Here is an 18,179-nt window from a genome sequence, read left to right as displayed (position 1 = left end):
CGTGGACAGACGGTTGACTGACTGACAGACCGAAAGACACCAGAAGCCCCCGGCACCGAAAGGTCCCGGGGGCTTTTTTTTGCAGCCAGAAAAACGAAAGGGAAATATCATGAACGGCGCACAGCACATACTGGAGGCGTTTCGCCGCCATCATATCGACACCGTATTCGGCTACCCCGGCGGCTGTATCATGCCGCTGTACGATGCCCTGGTAGATGATGTGGGCGTGGAGCATGTGCTGTGCCGCCACGAGCAGGCCTGCGCCCTGGCCGCCGATGGCTACGCCCGGGCCAGTGGCAAGGTGGGCGTATGCATCGCCACCTCCGGCCCCGGCGCCACCAACCTGATCACCGGCGTGGCCAACGCCCACCGGGACTCCGTCCCCATGCTGGTCATCACCGGACAGGTACCCTCCGCCCTGATCGGCACCGACGCCTTCCAGGAAACCGACGTGCTGGGCATGACCCTGGGCATCGTCAAGCACAGCTACCTGGTGGAGGACGCCGCCGACCTGCCCGGCATCATGGAGGAGGCTTTCCGGCTGGCCGCCAGCGGTCGTCCCGGGCCGGTATGGATCGATATTCCCAAGGATATCCAGCTCGCCGAGATTGATACCCGGGGCATTTCGGGCCCGTCAGCCGAGCCGGAAGCCCCGGTGGATATCAGCGAAGCCCTGGCCATGCTGCGAAGCGCCCGTCAGCCTCTGCTCTACAGCGGGGGTGGCGTCTCCCTCGCTAATGCCGAGGAGGCCTTCCGGGCCTTTGCGGAAAGTTCCGGCCTGCCCGCCGTCGCCACCCTCAAGGGGCTGGGCAACACCGGGCCCAGCCATCCCGGCGACCTGGGCATGCTGGGGATGCACGGCTCCCGCGCCGCCAATCGGGCGGTGGAGGAATGCGACCTGTTGCTGGTGATCGGCGCCCGCCTGGACGACCGTGCCACCGGCAGGCTGGACGGTTTTGCCCCCAATGCCCGGATGATCCATATCGACGCCGATGCCGCCGAACTCAACAAGCTGCGCCAGGCGGATATTGCCCTGCGCGGGGAGCTGAACAGCACTCTTGCGGCGTTTACCCAGGCCATGGAGGCGCAGCCGCTGGACATCGAACAATGGCAGCACCAGTGCCGCACCTGGCACACCACCGGCGGCTTCCACGCGGCGGACAACGAAGATCCCTACGCCCCCATCATCGGCCCAGCCTTTATCAGCCAGCTTTCGCGAATCACCCCGGACGACACGGTCATCGCCTGCGATGTAGGCCAGCACCAGATGTGGGTGGCCCAGCACTACCGCTTCGCCAGCCCCCGCCATCACCTGACCAGTGGCGGCCTGGGCACCATGGGCTTCGGCCTGCCGGCGGCCATCGGCGCACAGTTCGCCGACCGCAGCAGCACAGTTATCAACGTGACCGGGGATGGCTCCTTTATGATGAACGCCCAGGAACTGGCCACCATCCGCCGCTACAACCTGCCAGTGAAGCTGATCATTCTCGACAACCAGTGCCTGGGCATGGTCCGCCAGCAACAGGAGCTGTTCTACAGCAACCGGGAAAGCCAGATCGACCTGGACGACAACCCGGACTTCCTCACCATGGCCAAGGCGTTCGGCATCCACGCCCTGCACATCAACCGCAACGACCAGATCCGCCGGGGCATTGAAACCCTGCTCGCCTACCAGGGCCCGATGCTGCTGCACGTGGCCATCGCCCGTGAGGAAAACGTCTGGCCCATCGTAAAGCCCGGCGCCAGCAACACCGACATCATCGACGAATCACAGCGCAAACGAACCGCAAACAAGGAGCACATGGCATGAACGCCAACACCCAGGACACACCCAGCTACCAGATATACTGCCGCATGACCCATGAGGCTGCCGCCCTGGAACGTCTGTGCCAGGTGGTACGCATTCGCGGCTTCCGGATTGCGAAAATGACCATGGAAAGCAGCGGCGAAGCGCTGAATATCGCCCTGACCCTGGAGGGCTCACGGCCTATCGGGATGTTGCAGAGTCAGCTGGAGAAATTGCAGACGGTTGTTGCGGTGGTGCTGGACAATGAACTGGCTGAAAAGAGGGATATCGCGTGATGCGGCCTTATTGGTCGATCAGAACGGGATAGCCGAAAATGCGGGACCACCTCCCACTGTGGTCCCGCGCCCCGAAGACCGGGTTTATTTGCTGCTGACCTTACGCTGCTTCGGCCGCTCCGCCACCGGCCACATGATGTGGGCGTAGGGGGAGTCCGGCCACATGACGTAGGGGCCCTCCGTATCCGGCGTTGTCGGCAGATTCTCTAGCAACGCCGCATCCGGAACGATCACCATGACGTGTGGACCTTCCACCACCCAGTGGTTGTCGGCGGTGGGTGTCCGCGCCGCCGGGTCGGTGTTGCTTGCGCCACCGTCCGGCGAGTCACCGGCAAGCATGTAGGAGGTGCCCACTGCGGTTGTCGGTGGCTCTTCCTCGCCGTTCATCATGGCCTGCATCCATTTCATGAACTGTTCATCATTGCACATGGGGCCGGCAAATCCCGGAGGGCCTGGCAGGCAGGTATATTCACCCTCCCCTTCCCGTATGACGTTGCCCTCCAGGTCGATCACGGTAGCCGTCTCGGCCACCTGGGGCGGGGCCGCGCTCAGTGCTTCACGAATCATTGCCTGATCCGCCATGGCATGGAACGACAGTCCCAGCCCGCAAACCAGGGCGACCATCCCGCCGACCAGGTTGCGGCCGTGTACCGGGTTCCTGAATGTATTCGACATGAGTTTCATGACGACTCTCCTTTTCCAGCTTTTCCACGGGGTAGCCCTCGATTGGCATACCCTTCCGCCGGTTCATCCCCGGCTCAGGTTCTGTTTTAACCGGGTGGCAGCTGACAGGAGTGATGATTCGATGAAAACATCGTGAGGATTGCAGGCAGGGCAGATAGCTCTCTGACGGAACTAGGATTTCAACCGGTACCCGACCCCGGTCACCGTCTCGATACGGCGGGCCTGGGGTCCCAGCTTGCGACGGAGGGTACGAACCACGGCATCGACCACGTTGCTGCCGCCTTCGTAGGTGGTGCCCCACACGTCCCGCAGCAGGTCGCTGCGGGAGACCGCCTTGCCCTGGCGCAATTCAAGGTGATGCATGACACCGAACTCCAGTGGCGTCAGCGCCACGCGGCCCTCGTCCAGGACCAACTCCCGGGCTTCGGTGTCCAGCAACTGACGTGGGCGCTCAACGCCCAGTTCGGCGGCGGCAAGATCCGCCAGCCACCCATCCACCGACGATGGCCCGAAATCCAGAACAGCGCTGTGGTACACCAGGCCATCCATGGTCGCCTGGTGATCCTCCAGTACCTCGAATCCCAATCGCAGGGCGACCGACTGATAGGCGGGCAGGTCCCGGACCGTCAGGTAGACACGGCGAAGCCGGGGGCGCAGCTCCATATAGGTTCGCTTGAGATCGATCCACGCCGCCGCCTGCGGTGCACTGGGTAACTCGCCCTCCTCCCGGCTCAGCCAGCGCCGGCAAAACAGGGCAATCTCCCCCCGGGGCATGGGCCGGTGCCTGAGGTGCTCGAACCATTGTTCGGTGATCGGGTCTTCCAACAGCCAGGCCGGTTCGACCTGATCCGAACGCAGCTTGCAACAGAATCCGGCAACCTCACCGTGCTGATCCCGAACCACTGAAAAACACTGCGGCAGGCGCTGAAGCCAACGCTTTATGGCGCCAGCGGTGGTGTCGCCCTCATGGGCGCGGGTAATGTCCATGAGTGCCGAATGATCCTCCGGCCTGGCCAGCTCCACGGTGTACTCTGCGGTATCAGAGGGAAAGAATGCCTCCCGCACGACCGGGTTTTCGATCAGATACAGCATGTCCGCCGTGTAGCGCCAAAGGTCGGTGCTGCCGGCGGTCTCGGCTTCGGAGGTCAGCTGCCGCCAGGCGGTGCGCCGGTATTCCAGATGCCGGCTGGGATCGCTGGCATGGAGTGAACGCGCGATGGGATCGCGTACGGCATCGTGGACGATCAAACCGTCCTCGGCCACATCCACAAACGGCAGCGAACGAAGGCGTTGATAGGCGTCCTGAGGTGCCAGATCCGGAAACAGCACTCGTAACAGGGAGACGGTGGCCCTGCGGGTCAGGGCAACGCCTTCCAGAACCCGACGGGTCACCGGGTCACCGACATCGGCCAGGAAGGTCCGGGTCAGTTCGTCCAGCACATGGAGCAGGGAACTGTCCCGCAACAGGGGCCCCTCGGGCTGCTCCCGAACCGCCTCGGCCGCCAGCCTCAGTGCCAGTGGATGGCCATGGGTCAGGCGCGCGATACGTTGCGCCACTTCCGGTTCACTGCCAAGGCGGACCAGCAGCTCCGCGGCCTCGTCAGTGCTGAGGGGCGACATGGGCACCGACAGCAGCAGACTTCCCCAGCCGGGCATGGCCAGCCACGGTGCGCCTGGCGGTTCACGCCCCAGGAAAACCACCCGCACGTTGTCAGGCAATGACGGCACAAAGACCTGCCGTAGAAAGCTGTCCAGCAGACGGAACACCTCGAAGGTATCGAACGTGATAACAACGGTCTCCCCCAGCCCCCCGAGGCGGTCCGCCAGGGCCATGGCATCCGTTGGCACCCGCCCAATGGCGTCACCCAACGCCTTGAGCAACCCGGACTCGGTAGGCTCGATACCACGACAGTCCAGCTGAATGACCGTCGCTCCTGAGCCGCGGGCCTCGGTGGCAAACCGCTCCAGGAGCGCGGTCTTGCCGATACCGGCAATCCCGTGCACGTGGGCTACCCGGGGACCTTGTGCCGACAGCATGGTCCGCAGTAACTCCATTTCCGCGCAACGGCCTATAAAGGCCTGCTGCGCCTGACTGGCCATCAGGTCGGATATCCTTTGTGCCATGAAGAGTCCCTCCCTGTCTGACAGGATAATCCCCCATTGCCGGCTCTGCAGCCCTTGTCAATGCCGAGTCCATGGCGGTTGCTGCAATTCTCACGACATTCTCATCCGACCATCACGCCCGCTGACGGCATGGCTTTTATAAAGACAGTGAAGACACAAAGTCATTACAGCTGGGAGCCACACCATGACAACCCAATGGAAAATCGACGGTGAGTATCTGGAAAGTTGCACATGCCGGGGGGCCTGCCCCTGCATATATACCGGTGACCCGACGGAGGGTGATTGCACAGACCTGGTCGGGTGGCATATATCCACCGGTCGCTATGATGACATTCAGCTGGACGGTCTGAATGTGGCCCTGGCAATTTACTCCCCCGGCGCTATGCACGAGGGCAACTGGAGCGTGGTGCTCTATCTTGACCAACGCGCGGATGAACGACAGCAGGAGGCCCTGGGTGCCATATTCGGCGGCCAGGCCGGCGGTCATCCGGAACTGCTGGCATCGTTTATCGGCGAAGTGAAAGGTATCGAACGGCTACCTCTGGACTTCGTCAGCGAGCCAGGCCGACGGCACCTGAAGGTAGGGGAGCAGTCCGGGGCGGATGTCGCCGCTGTGGAAGGCCAGGAGGATAACGAAGTCACGATCCGCAACCACCCGTTTGCCGTGGCGCCGGGCGAGACGCTGGTCGTGGCGGAATCCCGTTCCCTGCGGCACCAATCCCACGATATCAATATCGAACACAGTGGGCGTACCGCTTTTTACTCCCCGTTCGCTTATGCCGGACCCTGAGGGAGACACGACCATGGAGATGACCCTGTCGCGAATGCGCCAGCTGGAAAGGGCAAGCCTGCTGGCTGCCCTCTCACTGCTGACCCTGCTGGCATGGTGGTACCTGGTCCATCCACCGCATCTTGCCCTCGGGGGAGCCAGCGGCGCCATCGCCGTTAACGCTGCGATGTGGAGCGTGATGATGGTGGCCATGATGCTGCCCAGCGCCAGCCCGATGATACTGACCTATTCCCGGATCCGTCAGTCCCGATCGGGCAGGGGTAAAGCCACCGCACCGGCCTGGCTTTTCACCTCAGGCTATCTGCTGGTATGGACCGGCTTCGCGGTGGCAGCGGCCATAGCTCAATGGGCACTGTATCAGAGCCAGTTACTGAGCTCCGGTATGGGGCACGTCGGCTTATTGCCCGGTGGGGCCTTGCTGGTGCTGGCCGGAGCCTTCCAGTTCAGCCCGCTGAAACAGGCCTGCCTGGACCAGTGCCGTTCGCCCATCGGGTTCATCATGACCGAATGGCGCGAGGGTGCCACCGGCACCCTGGTGATGGGCATGCGTCTGGGCGCCTTTTGCACCGGGTGCTGCTGGGCGCTGATGCTGCTGATGTTTGTAGGTGGTGTGATGAGCCTGGCATGGATGGCGGCCCTGGCCGTCTTCTTCCTGGCCGAGAAGCTGCTGCCCCTGGCCCTGTCCCGGCGATTGCGGTATATCAGTGGCATTCCTCTGGTCGCCGGGGGTACTTTGATGATGGCATCCGCTGTGTTGTGATCAGGAAGGCAGAGCTTACCCCTCCGCCCCTGGCGCCCTCATGGTAATGACAGACTGCAGGATTTTACCCACGGGTCCCTGGCTGTCGAACAGTGTGGTCTCCACCAGACCAACCCCGGTATCCTGCATATGGCTGTGGGCATCCAGCCCCAGCCACTCGCCAACCGGACTCCGGTGGAGGTAGAGGCTGACATCCGTGTTGATACAGCCCAGGTCGTCGGACAGGTTGAGTTGACCCACACCATTACCAAAATCACAGAGCGTGGCCGCCGTAACCGCAGGGCTCGTCTTCACCCCCTGAACCAGCGGCAGTGGCAGTTTCAGCCAGGCAATCCCCTTCCCGCCGCCATCGACGCCCTCAATAACCACGGCTTTGGCCGTGGTGTGCAGACCCACCGGGGTGTACCGGCTCTGCCAGCCGCCAGCCTCGGCAATACTTGCTTCCACCGGCCAGGAGGGCGGCTCGAGCCCGATTGCCGGGAAGCGGCCATGCTCCGGTACCGTTACCGGTCTGTTCTCAAGGAAAAGGGCACTTGCCCGGGCAACTTCGGTTTCCTCAGCGAACAACGAAGCCTCAAGAACCTGGAGCCGCTTACCGCCACGTACCAGTCGGGTGGTCACGCTCAACGGTGAGCTGGGGACTGGTCGCAGCAGATCCACGGTGAGCCTCGCCAGGTGCAGGCCAGCGTTGTCCGACGCCTGCTCCACGGCGTGGGCCATTAGCCCCACTACTGGCCCGCCGTGCAGTTGCCGGGGGCTCCAGGGGCCACCGCACGCGGGCGTGGGCACATACAAAGCGCCATCTCGCTGGAAGAGTGCATCATTCATGAGCTGTCCTTGTTTTTATCGGAAGTCGGGAAGCCACAGATTACCAGTTGTCACCCAATCACCTTCACTTCCTGGCCATGGACTCCAGCATCCGGTTGACCGCCTCCAGGTGCTCCGGCTCGTTATGGCACATGCCCTGGAATACCGCGCACACATCGAGGAAGTCCTTCAGCTCCATACGCTGGGCCATCTTCATCAGGCGCTTGGTGAGGCGGGTGGCCTTCGGCGGCTGGCTGGCGATGCGGGTGGCCAGCTTCATGGTGTTAGGCAGCAGTTCGTCCGCCGGCACCACCTCCATCACGATACCCAGTTCTTTAGCCTCGCCGGCTTCCACCACGCGACCACTCAGGGTCATCTCGAAAGCCCTCTGGTAGCCGATCAGGCGCTGCATGAACCAGGCGCCGCCGTCGCCGGGGATGATGCCCAGGTTGAGGAAGGTCTCGCCGAACTTCGCCTTCTCGGACGCAATGCGAATGTCCGCCATATTGGCCAGATCAAAGCCGGCACCGATGGCCGGGCCGTTGACCGCCGCAATAATGGGCACTTCCACGTCCTGCAGCGCCAGGGGGATACGCTGGATACCTTTGCGGTAGCGGTCCGCGCACTCGGCCACGTCACCGGCAAAATCGCCGCCCCGCTCCGCCATGTCACGTATGTTACCGCCGGCACTGAATGCGGAACCGGCGCCGGTGATCACCAGCACGGAGACGTCATCACAGTGATTGACCCAGTCAGCAGTGGTGACAATATCGTCGATCAGGCTGGAGCCGGTCAGGGCGTTGCGAAGGTCGTGTCGGTTCAGGGTCAGTACCGCTACCCGGTTTTCCAGGGTAAGCAGGGCATCGGTAAGCTGGGGGACATTGGTCATAAGGGGGCTCCTGAATTATCGCGCTTCACCCGGCGGACCGGGCATGTTTTGCGACAAGGATAAACCACTCATTACGAATTATCTTTCCATAAAGAACTTATCGATTACGGCTGGATGTCGGATACAGCTACCGCATTCTTAGCTGAAGCCCCCGGTTTCCTCTTAACTCCGCTCAGGCGACAACGGACACAAGCCCCCGGCACCCGACAATGGATCGATTATTCAATGCTTATGGTCCCGTTTGTCCAGAATCCCTCTGATCTGATCCCGGACCTACTGCTGCCCCAACTCTCATTCTTTGCCCTGCGGGCGCCTCGACACCACTTGAACTATAGCCGCAGCAATAGCATTCTCCGATAGACATCCCATCAACCAGGTCTACGGGATTACCCCATGCACTTACCCTTCTGGCTGGCCACCGCTGGTCTGTCACCATTGCTGATCCACCAGGGGCGGCGAGCCCGCCGGACCACCATCCGCCTTCCTGAGGCCGGTGGCGATCCTTTCGGGGAGTATGGTGAGGGCATTCCGGATCGGCGGATACTGGTCATCGGTGAGTCCACCGCCGCCGGTGTTGGTGTGCAACGCCATGACCAGGGCCTGGCCAGCCAGCTCGCCCGGCTGTTGCACAAGCAAAGTGGTCAGACCGTTGCCTGGCATACCTTCGGCATCAACGGTGCCACCCTCGCTGAACTGCTCGCTGAACTGAACGACAAGCTGCCGCTGGACTCCCTTCCAGACGCTGACCTGGTCCTGCTCAGCATGGGCGTCAACGACACCACCAATTTCACGCCACGCCACCGCTTTCGCCAGCAGCTTCTGATATTGAGAGAAATCCTGAAAGACCGTTATCCAACCCCAATCCACCTGCTCAGCGTACCACCCATGCACCTGTTTACCGCTCTGCCCGAACCGCTGCGGCAAATGATGGGCTGGCGGGCCCGACAGCTGGATGACGTCTACAGGAAACTGGCCCGAAGTAAACCGGACGACTTTATCCACCTACGCTACAGGACGGTCACGGACGCCTCCTTGCTGGCAGAAGATGGATACCATCCAGGCGAAACCGGCTATAAATTGATGGCCGAATCCATCAGACATCAGATCGACTGAATTCCGCTCAGGAGCCCCCATGCTCTGCTTCACCTACGGCTCCAACATGTCTCGGGCAAGGCTTCAGGCCCGGGTACCGTCGGCCCGGTTCGTGGCCGTCGCCACTCTTGCCAGGCACCGGCTGCGCTTCCACAAGAAGGCGGGTGACGGCTCCGCCAAGTGCGATGCCGAGGAAACCGACAGCCCCCGGGATCAGGTGATTGGCGTGATCTACGAGATCGACGATGGCGAAAAGCCTGATCTGGACCGGCACGAGGCCCTGGGCTTTGGCTATGAGCAAAAGATGGTGGAACTGGAAACGCCCTGGGGGCACGCGCAGGCCTGGATGTACTATGCCACCCGCCTGACAAGCACCCTGAAACCCTACCACTGGTACAAGCACCACGTGGTCGCCGGTGCCCGGGAAAACGACCTGCCCTCCGACTACATTGCCTGGATCGAGGCGACCGAATCCGTAGCCGATCCCAACGTCAAACGAAGCCGGCGGGAGTTGGCCATCTACCGTGACTAGTGTGCCGTCAGGTTCTCAATCCTGATCAACGACAGAGACCGAACCCACTGGTATCCAGGTGGAAGTGGTTTTCGTGGGGCTGGTTGTAATCGGGGCCCAGCACGGTACCAAAATAGTCACAGGCGGCGCTGTGTACCGCTCTCAGAAACTGTCGGCGGGCCGGCTCGTCCTGGTTGTCCCAATCCTCCAGTACGGTTATGCGACGGCCATCGGCAAGGTGAAAGCCTGCCAGGTCGAATGCGGCGGCACTGGCGTGTTCGCTGCGCCGGGCATCCTCGCGGTTGTAGATATTACGGCAGGCAAAGGTGCCGTAGTGGTCAAGCTGCACCACCTCGCTGCCCAGGTGTTCCCTGGCCAGGGGCTGCAGCTGCTGCTGTTCAAACATCACCCAGGCGGCGACCAGCGGGCAGGTGGCGGTAAAGGTGGTACTGAGCTCTGCGCTGGTGCGGCTGACGCGCACCACGTTGCTAAGCGGGCAGCTCTCCACCGGTGTGTAATCCTCCAGCGGCAGGTGATCCAGCCAGGCATCCGGTGCGGTGGCCAGCACGTCGATGCACTGTTGCTGGTTGTCCTGTAGACCATTGAGCTTCCAGCGGGTCACCGGGGTCATCCGGTGATCCAGTGCCACCGGGGCCCACGGGCTCCATTCATCTGGCACATACTGCCAGGCGCGGATGTAGTCCAGTGCCGCGACAACCACGATGATCAGTATCCAGATCAACCACGCCTTTCTCGACAAGGGCATTGCTCCGACATTACCAGTTCATTGGGCTGCCAGATGACACCTGGAAGCCAGAGGACCCGAAACCTTTCCGGGTGTCGCCCGGGACCACACCTTCACAGATAATCGGCTTTTGGCAGGATCAGCCCGTGAAGCACACTAAGCGAGCTGGCGGGAAAACACTATTATCGGGTGTATTAATAATCGGTCAGCATGGACGGTAGGATAAGATTCAGTCAGAGCGGGACGTTGCCCTTGCTGGCAACGTCCCGGCAGGAAAACACTGGTTACTGGGCGTCCAACTTGTCCTGGGTCTTCAGTTCAAAGTCACTGGCGTCGTGACGCTCGGGAAGCTGGCCAGCCGGGTCGCCCCATACGCGGTTGACCATCCGTCCGCGCTGCAGGCCCGGGCGGGCTTCCAGTTCCTTACTCCAACGGGCGACGTTGGTATAGGTATGCGCCTGGATAAACTCCTGGGCATCGTAGATGGTGCCGGTCACCAGCTGGCCGTACCAGGGCCAGATCGCCATATCGGCGATGGTGTACTCATCCCCTGCCACAAACTTGTTGTCGGCAAGCTGGCGATCCAGAACGTCGAGCTGGCGCTTGACCTCCATGGTAAAGCGGTCGATGGGATACTGGAACTTTTCCGGGGCGTAGGCGTAGAAGTGACCAAATCCGCCACCCAGGAAGGGCGCGCTGCCCATCTGCCAGAACAGCCAGTTGAGGGTTTCCGTGCGGCCGGCAATGTCCTTTGGCAGGAACTCGCCGAATTTCTCGGCCAGGTACAGCAGCATGGAACCGGATTCGAACAGCCGCAGGGCAGGTTCAACGCTGTGGTCCACCATGGCCGGAATCTTGGAGTTGGGGTTCACTTTCACAAAGCCACTGCTGAACTGGTCGCCATCCATGATCTTGACCAGCCAGGCGTCGTATTCCGCTTCCTTGATGCCCTTCTCCAGCAACTCCTCCAGCATGATGCTGACCTTCGCGCCGTTGGGCGTAGCCAGGGAGTACAGCTGTATCGGGTGCTTGCCAACCGGCAGCTCCTTGTCATGGGTGGGGCCTGCGATGGGGCGGTTGATGCTGGTGAACTTGCCACCGCCTTGCTGTTCCCATTTCCAGACTTTCGGGGGGGTATAGGTATCGTCAGACATTCACGGATCCTTTCTCGGTGTAACCGGATGAAGGTGGTGGGCCGTCCTGGCGGGAGATAGATTATCTTTGAGCTAAAAGACAGCTTCTCACAGAGAAACTGATGCACCACCGGAAATCATTTACGCTTCCACATCCTAAAGGACAGGGATGACAAAGAGAACATACCCCGCGGCCAACAGGTATGGATCACCTTCGTGAGTATCGACCCGATACCCTGCTTGCACAATCCGCCAGCCCGGACGAAGATAAGTCTATAAAAACAACAGTAACCTACTCATCAAAGTGATCCTGCCATGACATCTCATGACAATACCGGCCACAATTCCGGAACCGGGACCACCGGAGAAGCAGGTCGCCCACCTCTGTTCTACGGCTGGTACGTGGTGGCCGCCGCCTTTGCCGTGACCTTCGTAGGCTTTGGTGCGGCCTACAGCTTCAGCGCCTTCGTGGAAGCCCTGCAGCAGGAGTTCAGTGCCTCCCGCGGGGCTGTGTCGCTGGTGTTCTCGCTGGCGGGCTTTCTCTATTTCGGGCTGGGCGTTGTCACCGGACCGCTGGCAGACCGGTTTGGCTCAAAACCCATGGCAGTGATCGGTATGGTACTGGTCGCAACCGGGCTGGTGCTGGCCGGTTTCGCGCAAAGCCTGACCCAGGTCTACCTGGCCTACGGGCTGGGCGTGGGCCTGGGGGTGGGTTGCTCCTATGTGCCTTCAGTGGGCACGGTGCAGCGCTGGTTTGCGCGCCGGCGCGGCTTTGCCTCAGGCCTGGCAGTGAGCGGGATCGGCTTTGGTACCCTGATCATGCCACTACTGGCGGCCCTGCTGATCGGTACCCTGGGCTGGCGTAATGCCTATATCTCCCTGGGCGCCCTCTCCGCCGTGCTGGGCATCAGCATGGCCCTGCTGATCGTCAACGATCCCCGCAGCCGTGGCCTGGGGCCGGACGGCGGGCCGCCCTTGCCACCCACCAGCTCCGGCGCCTCCGAGGGCATCGAACTGAAAAAGGCGATACGCAGTCGGCCCTTCCTGACCCTGTATTTCGCCGGACTGATTGCCTCCTTTGGCCTGTTCGTGCCCTTTGTTCACCTGGTGCCGTTTGCCACGGACCAGGGCATGACGGCGGGTGAAGGCGCCTTCCTGCTGGGCATGGTGGGGGTGGGCAGTACCATCGGGCGTTTTCTGCTGGGCAATGTGGCCGATATTATCGGGCGGCGTACCGCGCTGGTGCTGGCATTCGCCGGCATGGCCGCCACCCTGGTGATCTGGGCGGTGTCCACCAGCCTGCTGCCGCTGGCCATCTTCGGCCTCACCTTCGGCACCTTCTATGGCGGCTTCGTGGCCCTGATGCCGGCGCTGGTGATGGACTATTTCGGCGGCCGCCACGTCAGCAGCATTATCGGTGTGCTTTATACCAGTGTTGCCCTGGGCACCCTCATCGGCCCGACGGCGGCCGGTTACGCCTACGACCTGACCCAGGACTACACCCTGGCCATCCTGGGTAGTATTGTGGTCAACCTGGTGGCGGCCATTGCCGTGGCCACGCTGCGTAAGCCGGAAAGTGCAGCGGCGTAGATTCCTGAGGCACCGAAGCGAAGGGAATCCCCGCTGTGGCCGGCAGACATCATGGTCACCGCCCGTTGCCTCTCACACCGAGGCGATCCAGGTAGGCGTGCAGCTCTTCCTCACTGATATTGACGTACTCGAGCACCCGTCCGTAAAGCATGATCGTGGGTACGTTGCGTCCGTCCCGCTCCTTTCGGGTTTCGTTCAGCACATGCAGGATCAGACGCTCAGTGCGGGTCAGTCCGTCGCGGACGTCGGGGATGACTTCGAGTATGGCCTGATGTTCGGTTTCATTCATCGCTGGGACCCCTGGGTAGTATCTGCCGGCGGGCACAGTCACAGATGAGCCTCGTTCTAGCCCCATGGTAGCGGCCATCTGTTGCTATCCACCAGGCAATTTGCCGGTAGCAGAGAATCGTGTCCGATTATTCCACAGGGTGCCCACAACAGCCCGGTAACCGGGTATGCTCAGGTTAGTTGATCCACAGGCTCAGGAGGGGCGACAGCTTGTCCATCGCACGCTATTTCGACGGTTACCAGGATATACGGATTCCCGCCGGCCACCCGATGCTGCATCAGGGTGACGAATGCCTTCACTATTTCGTGCTGACGTCGGGCTCAGTGCGTCTGTTCACCCGCTCCGCCAGCGGCCGTGAGGTGACTCTCTACCATGTACGGCCCGACGACATCTGCGTACTGACCACCAGCTGCCTGCTCGGAGGCCGCCGCTTTCCCGCCGAGGCGGTGGCGGACTCGGAGCTTACCGTAAGGATGATGCCAAAGGTTCGCTTTGATGACCTGATGGAAAACGCCCCCGGCTTCCGCAATGCCGTCTTCCAGAGCCTGTCGCAGCGTATGGACAGCCTGATCCAGACCATCGAGAAGCTGGCCCTGCAGCCTATCGATGTGCGTATTGCCAACTACCTGCTGTCGTTTGATAGCGACCTGGTACGCACCACTCACCAACTGATTGCCTCCGAAGTCGGCACCGCCCGTGAGGTGGTCAGCCGTCATCTGAAGCAGCTGGCCAGCCGGGGCATGATCCAGCCGGAACGGTCTGCCATCCGCATTCTGGATCCGGACGCGCTGGCAAAACTGACCTGAATCAATCGAGCCGACAACTTCACACAACTTGGTGACTTAGTTACAGACCTGTGAGCACCAACCATTCCAGAATAGGACTCGTGGCAACTGACCGGGAGGATATTCCCATGATGACAAATGAAGGCAAGATTGATCGCACACTGCGCGTAGTGGTGGGACTGGTACTGCTGAGCCTGGTGTTTATCGGACCCGAGAGTTTGTGGGGTCTGGTTGGCCTGGTGCCGCTGATCACCGGCCTGGTGGGCTTTTGTCCGCTGTACCGGGTGCTGGGCCTCAACACCTGTCCGGCAAACAACCGGTAGTTACCCCCTGGCGGGGCAACTCTGCCCCGCCATTACCTACCCGGGCACATTTTCAGGATGCCCCGCTCCGGTAAAGCGTGCGCCCGGCACTTTTCGGGATTCCCGCTGTCTTCCGTGTACGCCCAACCAGCGAGCCAACACCATGACACACCACGCACGTCACACCCTTGCTTTCGTTCTGGCCCTTGGCCTGGCTGGCTCTCCCCTGATGGCCCGGGAAAACCTGGTCACGCCGTTCTCCGGCCTCACGAATTTACCGGGATCGGCCTGGGAAAGCCTCGAGTTTCCCGATATTGACCAGCACAGTCAGTACCAGCTGGTTCAGCAGGATGGACAGCAGGTAGTGCTGGCGACATCCAGTGACAGTGCCTCCGGCTTGATTCATCGGGTGGCCGTGGAACCCGGCGATTCGCTGATCCTGCGATGGCGCTGGAAGGTGGCCAATGTGCTGGAGGAAGGGGACGCCCGTCGCAAGTCCGGTGATGACTACCCGGCCCGAATCTACGTAGCCTTCGAGTTCGAACCGGACAAGGCCAGCTGGTTCGAGCGGGCAAAGCGCAAGACCGTCAGCGCGCTCTTTGGCGAGGAATTGCCCGGCAAGGCCCTGAACTACATCTGGGCCAACCGCCTGCCCCAAGGCGATATGATTGCCAATCCGTTCACCGGGGACACCATGATGATTGCGGTCAATTCCGGTCAGGACCAGCTGGGCCAGTGGGTGACGGTGGAACGGGACATTGTGGCGGACTACCGCCGTGCTTTCGGTGACGATCCCCCCGAACTGACCGGCGTGGCCATCATGACCGATACCGACAATACCGGTGGCACTGCCAGAGCCTGGTACGGTGACATTACCCTGCTTACACCAGATAAATGACGCAGAGCAGTCCGACCGTTCCCATCACGATCGTGTAGGGAAACGCCATCACCACCATGCGCCCGTAGGATAGCCGTACCAGCGGCGCAATGGCGGATGTCAGCAGAAACAGGAAGGCCGCCTGGCCGTTGGGCGTCGCCACACTGGGCAGGTTGGTGCCGGTGTTGATGGAGATAGCCAGGGTCTGGAAGTGCTCGTTACTGATGGCACCGGCATCCAGGGCCTGCTTGATCTCGCTGATATAGACGGTGGCCACAAAGACATTGTCACTGATCATCGACAGCAGCCCATTGGCGACAAAGAACATACCTGGCTGCTGATCTTTCGGCAGGCTGAGTACGAACTCGATGACCGGCTTGAACAGGTGCTGTTCGTGAATCACGGCCACCACCGCAAAGAACACCACCAGCAGTGAGGTAAAGGGCAGCGATTCCTGGAACGCCTTGCCAATCTGGTGCTCGTCGGTGATCCCGGTAAACGAGGTGATGATAATAATCACCAACAGCCCGATCAGTCCCACCTCCGCCAGATGGAAAGCAAGCCCGATGACCAGAATGCCCGCTGCGAAGGCCTGAACCCAGAGGGCTGCCTGATCCGCCTTGGTCCGCTTGGCCTTCTCGTTATCGGCAAACTCCTCCAGCACCCGCCGTACCGGCTTGGGCAGGCGAGTACCGTAACCAAACCAGCGCGTCTTCTCCAGAGCCCAGCAGGTAAACAGGCCTGCAGCCAACACCGGCAGACTGACCGGTGCCATATGCTCGAAGAAGCTCTTGAAATCCCAGCCCACGGTCTTGGCAATCAACAGGTTCTGAGGCTCGCCCACCATGGTGGCAACGCCACCCAGGGCGGTCCCTATAGCGCCATGCATCAACAGGCTGCGCAGAAAGCCCTGGAAATTGACCAGGTCTTCCCGGTGCAGCTCGATGACATCGTCATCGCTCGCGGCATTGTGATCCTTGTGCTGGTATCCCTTACCGGAAGCAACCTTGTGATAAACCGAGTAAAAGCCCACCGCCACACTGATGATCACCGCCGTTACCGTCAGGGCATCCAGAAACGCTGACAGCAGTGCCGCCGCCACGCAAAACAGAACGGAAAGCGCCGATTTGGACCTGACCCCCACCAGAATCTGGGTGAAGGTGACCAGCAGCAGCTCCTTCATGAAGTAGATGCCTGCCACCATGAACATCAGCAGCAGAATGACCGGGAAGTTGGTGAGCAGCTCGTGGTATACCGCCTCCGGGCTGGTCATACCGATCAGCAGCGCCTCCACTGCCAGCAAGCCTCCCGGCAACAGGGGGTAGCACTTGAGCGCCATCGCCAGGGTAAAGATGAACTCCCCCACCAGCAGCCAGCCGGCTACCGCCGGACCAAACATAACGACCACAATGGGATTGATCACCAGGAAAAGCAGGATCAGCTGCTTGTACCAGACAGGGGCCTTGCCCAGAAAATTGGCGGCGAATCCGCCGAATACGGTTGATGGCATGTATCTATCACTTCTATAGAGCGAGTCTTTTACGAGGCGGTCGCATATTACCAGAAGCGATAAAAAATGTGCTTGATATCGGTGAATTTCACGCTACCGACCTCTCATTCCCGGGAAAGTACGCACCAAAAAAATCGACGCGCACCATATCGATGCAAATCCCGGCCCCGAACTGACGCGACCATCGTTCGCCATAAGCCTTTTTTCAGTGAAATCAAAATAGAGGGAAGCATGGCATGGAACTTGTTGGGTAGTTTCTACGCAGCGAGACGTTGGTTGCCAGAACCACCCATCAACGCGAAACAATCTGACAAAGAGGTCAACTAGGGTTCCGGCCTGTGGCAAAAGCACGCAGGTGACTGGTCCGAGAGTTGACGACCTTTTCCAAAGGTTACACGGCGGGACAAAAGCCCGGGAGGATCGTTCAGTGACTGACGCCTCTCGTATTTTGAACCCCGAACCAGGAGGAAAAGGTGATGCTCGCAACCGCAGCTCCCCTCTACGACGATCTGTTTCCCGGCGGATCCCACTGGTCTTTTGTCATGCGCCGTGGCCATGTATTGCGCCTGATTGACGAAACCGGCGGCGCCAACGTCGGCATGCTGATGTACAACCCCGAGAACCCCCTCGAGCGGTACAACATGCCGGATACCCTCAAGAATCAGCACACCTTCAAGCTCACCAAAGGCCACGTGCTGCTCTCCGACATGGGCCGGGTGTTCGCCTCCATCATCCGCGACGACCTGGGCTGGCACGACACCGTCAGCGGCACCTGCAACGCCGATCTGGTGGAGGCGCGCTGGGGCCGTAAGACCTATCAGGACGCCCACAACCACTACCATCGCAACGGCGTTACCAGCTTCCTCAATGAGCTGGCCAAGTACGGCCTGGGCAAGAAAGACCTGACGGCCAACCTCAACTGGTTCAGCCGGGTGAAAACCGATGACAACGGCAACATGAGCTATGTGAGCGACCACTCACAGGCCGGTGCCACCGTGGACCTGCGCTTCGAGATGGACACCATCGTGGTGCTGCACACCTGCCCGCACCCGCTCAATCCGGCCAGTGAATACCCCAGCCACCCCCTGCGGTACCAGCTCTTCAGGGCGGCGCCGGTAACCGATGCCGACCCCTGCAGAATCTCGTCGCCGGAGGCCACCCGCGCCTTCGCCAATACCGCCCTGTATCACATGATGCAGTAAACGGAGG

19 protein-coding genes and 1 riboswitch are annotated in these 18,179 nt (G+C 61.0%); of the genes, 11 read left to right on the top strand and 8 right to left on the bottom strand.

The window, feature by feature from the left end:
• The first annotated feature begins 109 nt into the window (after positions 1 to 109).
• Together ilvG and IE079_RS03120 are read left to right on the top strand one after the other, a co-directional pair.
• On the top strand, positions 110 to 1,810 hold the full coding sequence (gene ilvG, locus IE079_RS03125) for an acetolactate synthase 2 catalytic subunit (protein ID WP_189572616.1): 1,701 nt from the start codon (positions 110 to 112) through the stop codon (positions 1,808 to 1,810).
• Positions 1,807 to 2,082 carry an ACT domain-containing protein gene (locus tag IE079_RS03120; protein ID WP_189572613.1) on the top strand — a complete coding sequence of 92 codons (276 nt, stop codon included), beginning with the start codon at positions 1,807 to 1,809 and terminating at the stop codon, positions 2,080 to 2,082. Before ilvG ends, IE079_RS03120 begins: the two co-directional genes overlap by 4 nt.
• An 84-nt stretch (positions 2,083 to 2,166) precedes the next feature.
• Here IE079_RS03120 and IE079_RS03115 read toward each other — a convergent pair whose 3' ends face one another.
• Positions 2,167 to 2,766: a hypothetical protein gene (locus tag IE079_RS03115; RefSeq protein WP_227712273.1), complete on the bottom strand. Its 600-nt coding sequence runs from the start codon at positions 2,764 to 2,766 to the stop codon at positions 2,167 to 2,169.
• Positions 2,767 to 2,937: 171 nt separating this feature from the next.
• Entirely contained in the window at positions 2,938 to 4,890 is a 1,953-nt protein-coding gene (locus IE079_RS03110) for a winged helix-turn-helix domain-containing protein (protein WP_189572611.1), read from the bottom strand.
• Between the two features lie 184 nt (positions 4,891 to 5,074).
• Between IE079_RS03110 and IE079_RS03105 the strand changes: the two genes are divergently transcribed.
• Together IE079_RS03105 and IE079_RS03100 are read left to right on the top strand one after the other, a co-directional pair.
• Positions 5,075 to 5,680, top strand: a complete 606-nt coding sequence (locus IE079_RS03105; protein ID WP_189572609.1) for a DUF1326 domain-containing protein — start codon at positions 5,075 to 5,077, stop codon at positions 5,678 to 5,680.
• A 13-nt stretch (positions 5,681 to 5,693) separates the two neighbouring features.
• Entirely contained in the window at positions 5,694 to 6,440 is a 747-nt protein-coding gene (locus IE079_RS03100; RefSeq protein ID WP_189572608.1) for a DUF2182 domain-containing protein, read from the top strand.
• 15 nt (positions 6,441 to 6,455) lie between these two features.
• Here IE079_RS03100 and IE079_RS03095 read toward each other — a convergent pair whose 3' ends face one another.
• Both IE079_RS03095 and IE079_RS03090 read right to left on the bottom strand, forming a co-directional pair.
• Positions 6,456 to 7,268 carry a thioesterase family protein gene (locus IE079_RS03095; protein WP_189572606.1) on the bottom strand — a complete coding sequence of 271 codons (813 nt, stop codon included), beginning with the start codon at positions 7,266 to 7,268 and terminating at the stop codon, positions 6,456 to 6,458.
• Positions 7,269 to 7,332: 64 nt separating this feature from the next.
• The gene (locus IE079_RS03090; protein ID WP_189572604.1) at positions 7,333 to 8,136 is read right to left on the bottom strand and encodes an enoyl-CoA hydratase-related protein; all 804 of its coding nucleotides are present in this window, start codon (positions 8,134 to 8,136) and stop codon (positions 7,333 to 7,335) included.
• A gap of 393 nt (positions 8,137 to 8,529) precedes the next feature.
• Here IE079_RS03090 and IE079_RS03085 point away from each other — a divergent pair, with 393 nt between their 5' ends.
• Positions 8,530 to 9,249, top strand: coding sequence for an SGNH/GDSL hydrolase family protein (locus tag IE079_RS03085; protein ID WP_189572602.1), 720 nt, complete (start codon positions 8,530 to 8,532; stop codon positions 9,247 to 9,249).
• 19 nt (positions 9,250 to 9,268) lie between these two features.
• Positions 9,269 to 9,760 (top strand): gamma-glutamylcyclotransferase family protein, encoded by a 492-nt coding sequence (locus IE079_RS03080; RefSeq protein WP_189572599.1) that lies wholly within the window; start codon positions 9,269 to 9,271, stop codon positions 9,758 to 9,760.
• A gap of 25 nt (positions 9,761 to 9,785) precedes the next feature.
• Here the strand turns inward: IE079_RS03080 and IE079_RS03075 are convergent, their stop codons facing one another.
• On the bottom strand, positions 9,786 to 10,499 hold the full coding sequence (locus IE079_RS03075; protein ID WP_227712272.1) for an extensin-like domain-containing protein: 714 nt from the start codon (positions 10,497 to 10,499) through the stop codon (positions 9,786 to 9,788).
• Between the two features lie 269 nt (positions 10,500 to 10,768).
• Entirely contained in the window at positions 10,769 to 11,638 is an 870-nt protein-coding gene (gene yghU, locus IE079_RS03070) for a glutathione-dependent disulfide-bond oxidoreductase (RefSeq protein ID WP_189572593.1), read from the bottom strand.
• Positions 11,639 to 11,932: 294 nt separating this feature from the next.
• Between yghU and IE079_RS03065 the strand changes: the two genes are divergently transcribed.
• Positions 11,933 to 13,207 (top strand): MFS transporter, encoded by a 1,275-nt coding sequence (locus tag IE079_RS03065; RefSeq protein ID WP_189572590.1) that lies wholly within the window; start codon positions 11,933 to 11,935, stop codon positions 13,205 to 13,207.
• A gap of 55 nt (positions 13,208 to 13,262) precedes the next feature.
• Here the strand turns inward: IE079_RS03065 and IE079_RS03060 are convergent, their stop codons facing one another.
• Positions 13,263 to 13,496: a hypothetical protein gene (locus IE079_RS03060; RefSeq protein ID WP_189572588.1), complete on the bottom strand. Its 234-nt coding sequence runs from the start codon at positions 13,494 to 13,496 to the stop codon at positions 13,263 to 13,265.
• 209 nt (positions 13,497 to 13,705) lie between these two features.
• Here IE079_RS03060 and IE079_RS03055 point away from each other — a divergent pair, with 209 nt between their 5' ends.
• The 3 genes from IE079_RS03055 to IE079_RS03045 all read left to right on the top strand — a co-directional run bounded on the left by IE079_RS03055 (position 13,706) and on the right by IE079_RS03045 (position 15,481).
• Positions 13,706 to 14,302 (top strand): Crp/Fnr family transcriptional regulator, encoded by a 597-nt coding sequence (locus IE079_RS03055; protein ID WP_189572585.1) that lies wholly within the window; start codon positions 13,706 to 13,708, stop codon positions 14,300 to 14,302.
• 107 nt (positions 14,303 to 14,409) lie between these two features.
• Positions 14,410 to 14,604: a YgaP family membrane protein gene (locus IE079_RS03050; protein WP_189572582.1), complete on the top strand. Its 195-nt coding sequence runs from the start codon at positions 14,410 to 14,412 to the stop codon at positions 14,602 to 14,604.
• Between the two features lie 142 nt (positions 14,605 to 14,746).
• On the top strand, positions 14,747 to 15,481 hold the full coding sequence (locus IE079_RS03045) for a DUF3047 domain-containing protein (RefSeq protein WP_189572579.1): 735 nt from the start codon (positions 14,747 to 14,749) through the stop codon (positions 15,479 to 15,481).
• Here the strand turns inward: IE079_RS03045 and nhaB are convergent.
• Entirely contained in the window at positions 15,465 to 16,970 is a 1,506-nt protein-coding gene (nhaB, locus tag IE079_RS03040; RefSeq protein ID WP_189572575.1) for a sodium/proton antiporter NhaB, read from the bottom strand. The two genes, IE079_RS03045 and nhaB, sit on opposite strands and share 17 nt — an antisense overlap.
• Before the next feature lie 312 nt (positions 16,971 to 17,282).
• Positions 17,283 to 17,390: riboswitch (guanidine-I (ykkC/yxkD leader) on the top strand.
• Between the two features lie 56 nt (positions 17,391 to 17,446).
• On the opposite strand from nhaB, the gene IE079_RS03035 reads away from it, so the two are divergent.
• Complete coding sequence (locus IE079_RS03035) at positions 17,447 to 18,172, top strand: urea amidolyase associated protein UAAP1 (protein ID WP_189572571.1); 726 nt, start codon at positions 17,447 to 17,449, stop codon at positions 18,170 to 18,172.
• Positions 18,173 to 18,179: the final 7 nt, after the last annotated feature.

The sequence above is a fragment of the Marinobacter zhanjiangensis genome (assembly GCF_014651935.1).
Taxonomy (GTDB): Bacteria; Pseudomonadota; Gammaproteobacteria; order Pseudomonadales; family Oleiphilaceae; genus Marinobacter; species Marinobacter zhanjiangensis.
The sequence above is the reverse complement of the archived record's forward strand: the minus strand, read 5'-3'. Positions and strand labels throughout refer to the sequence as shown.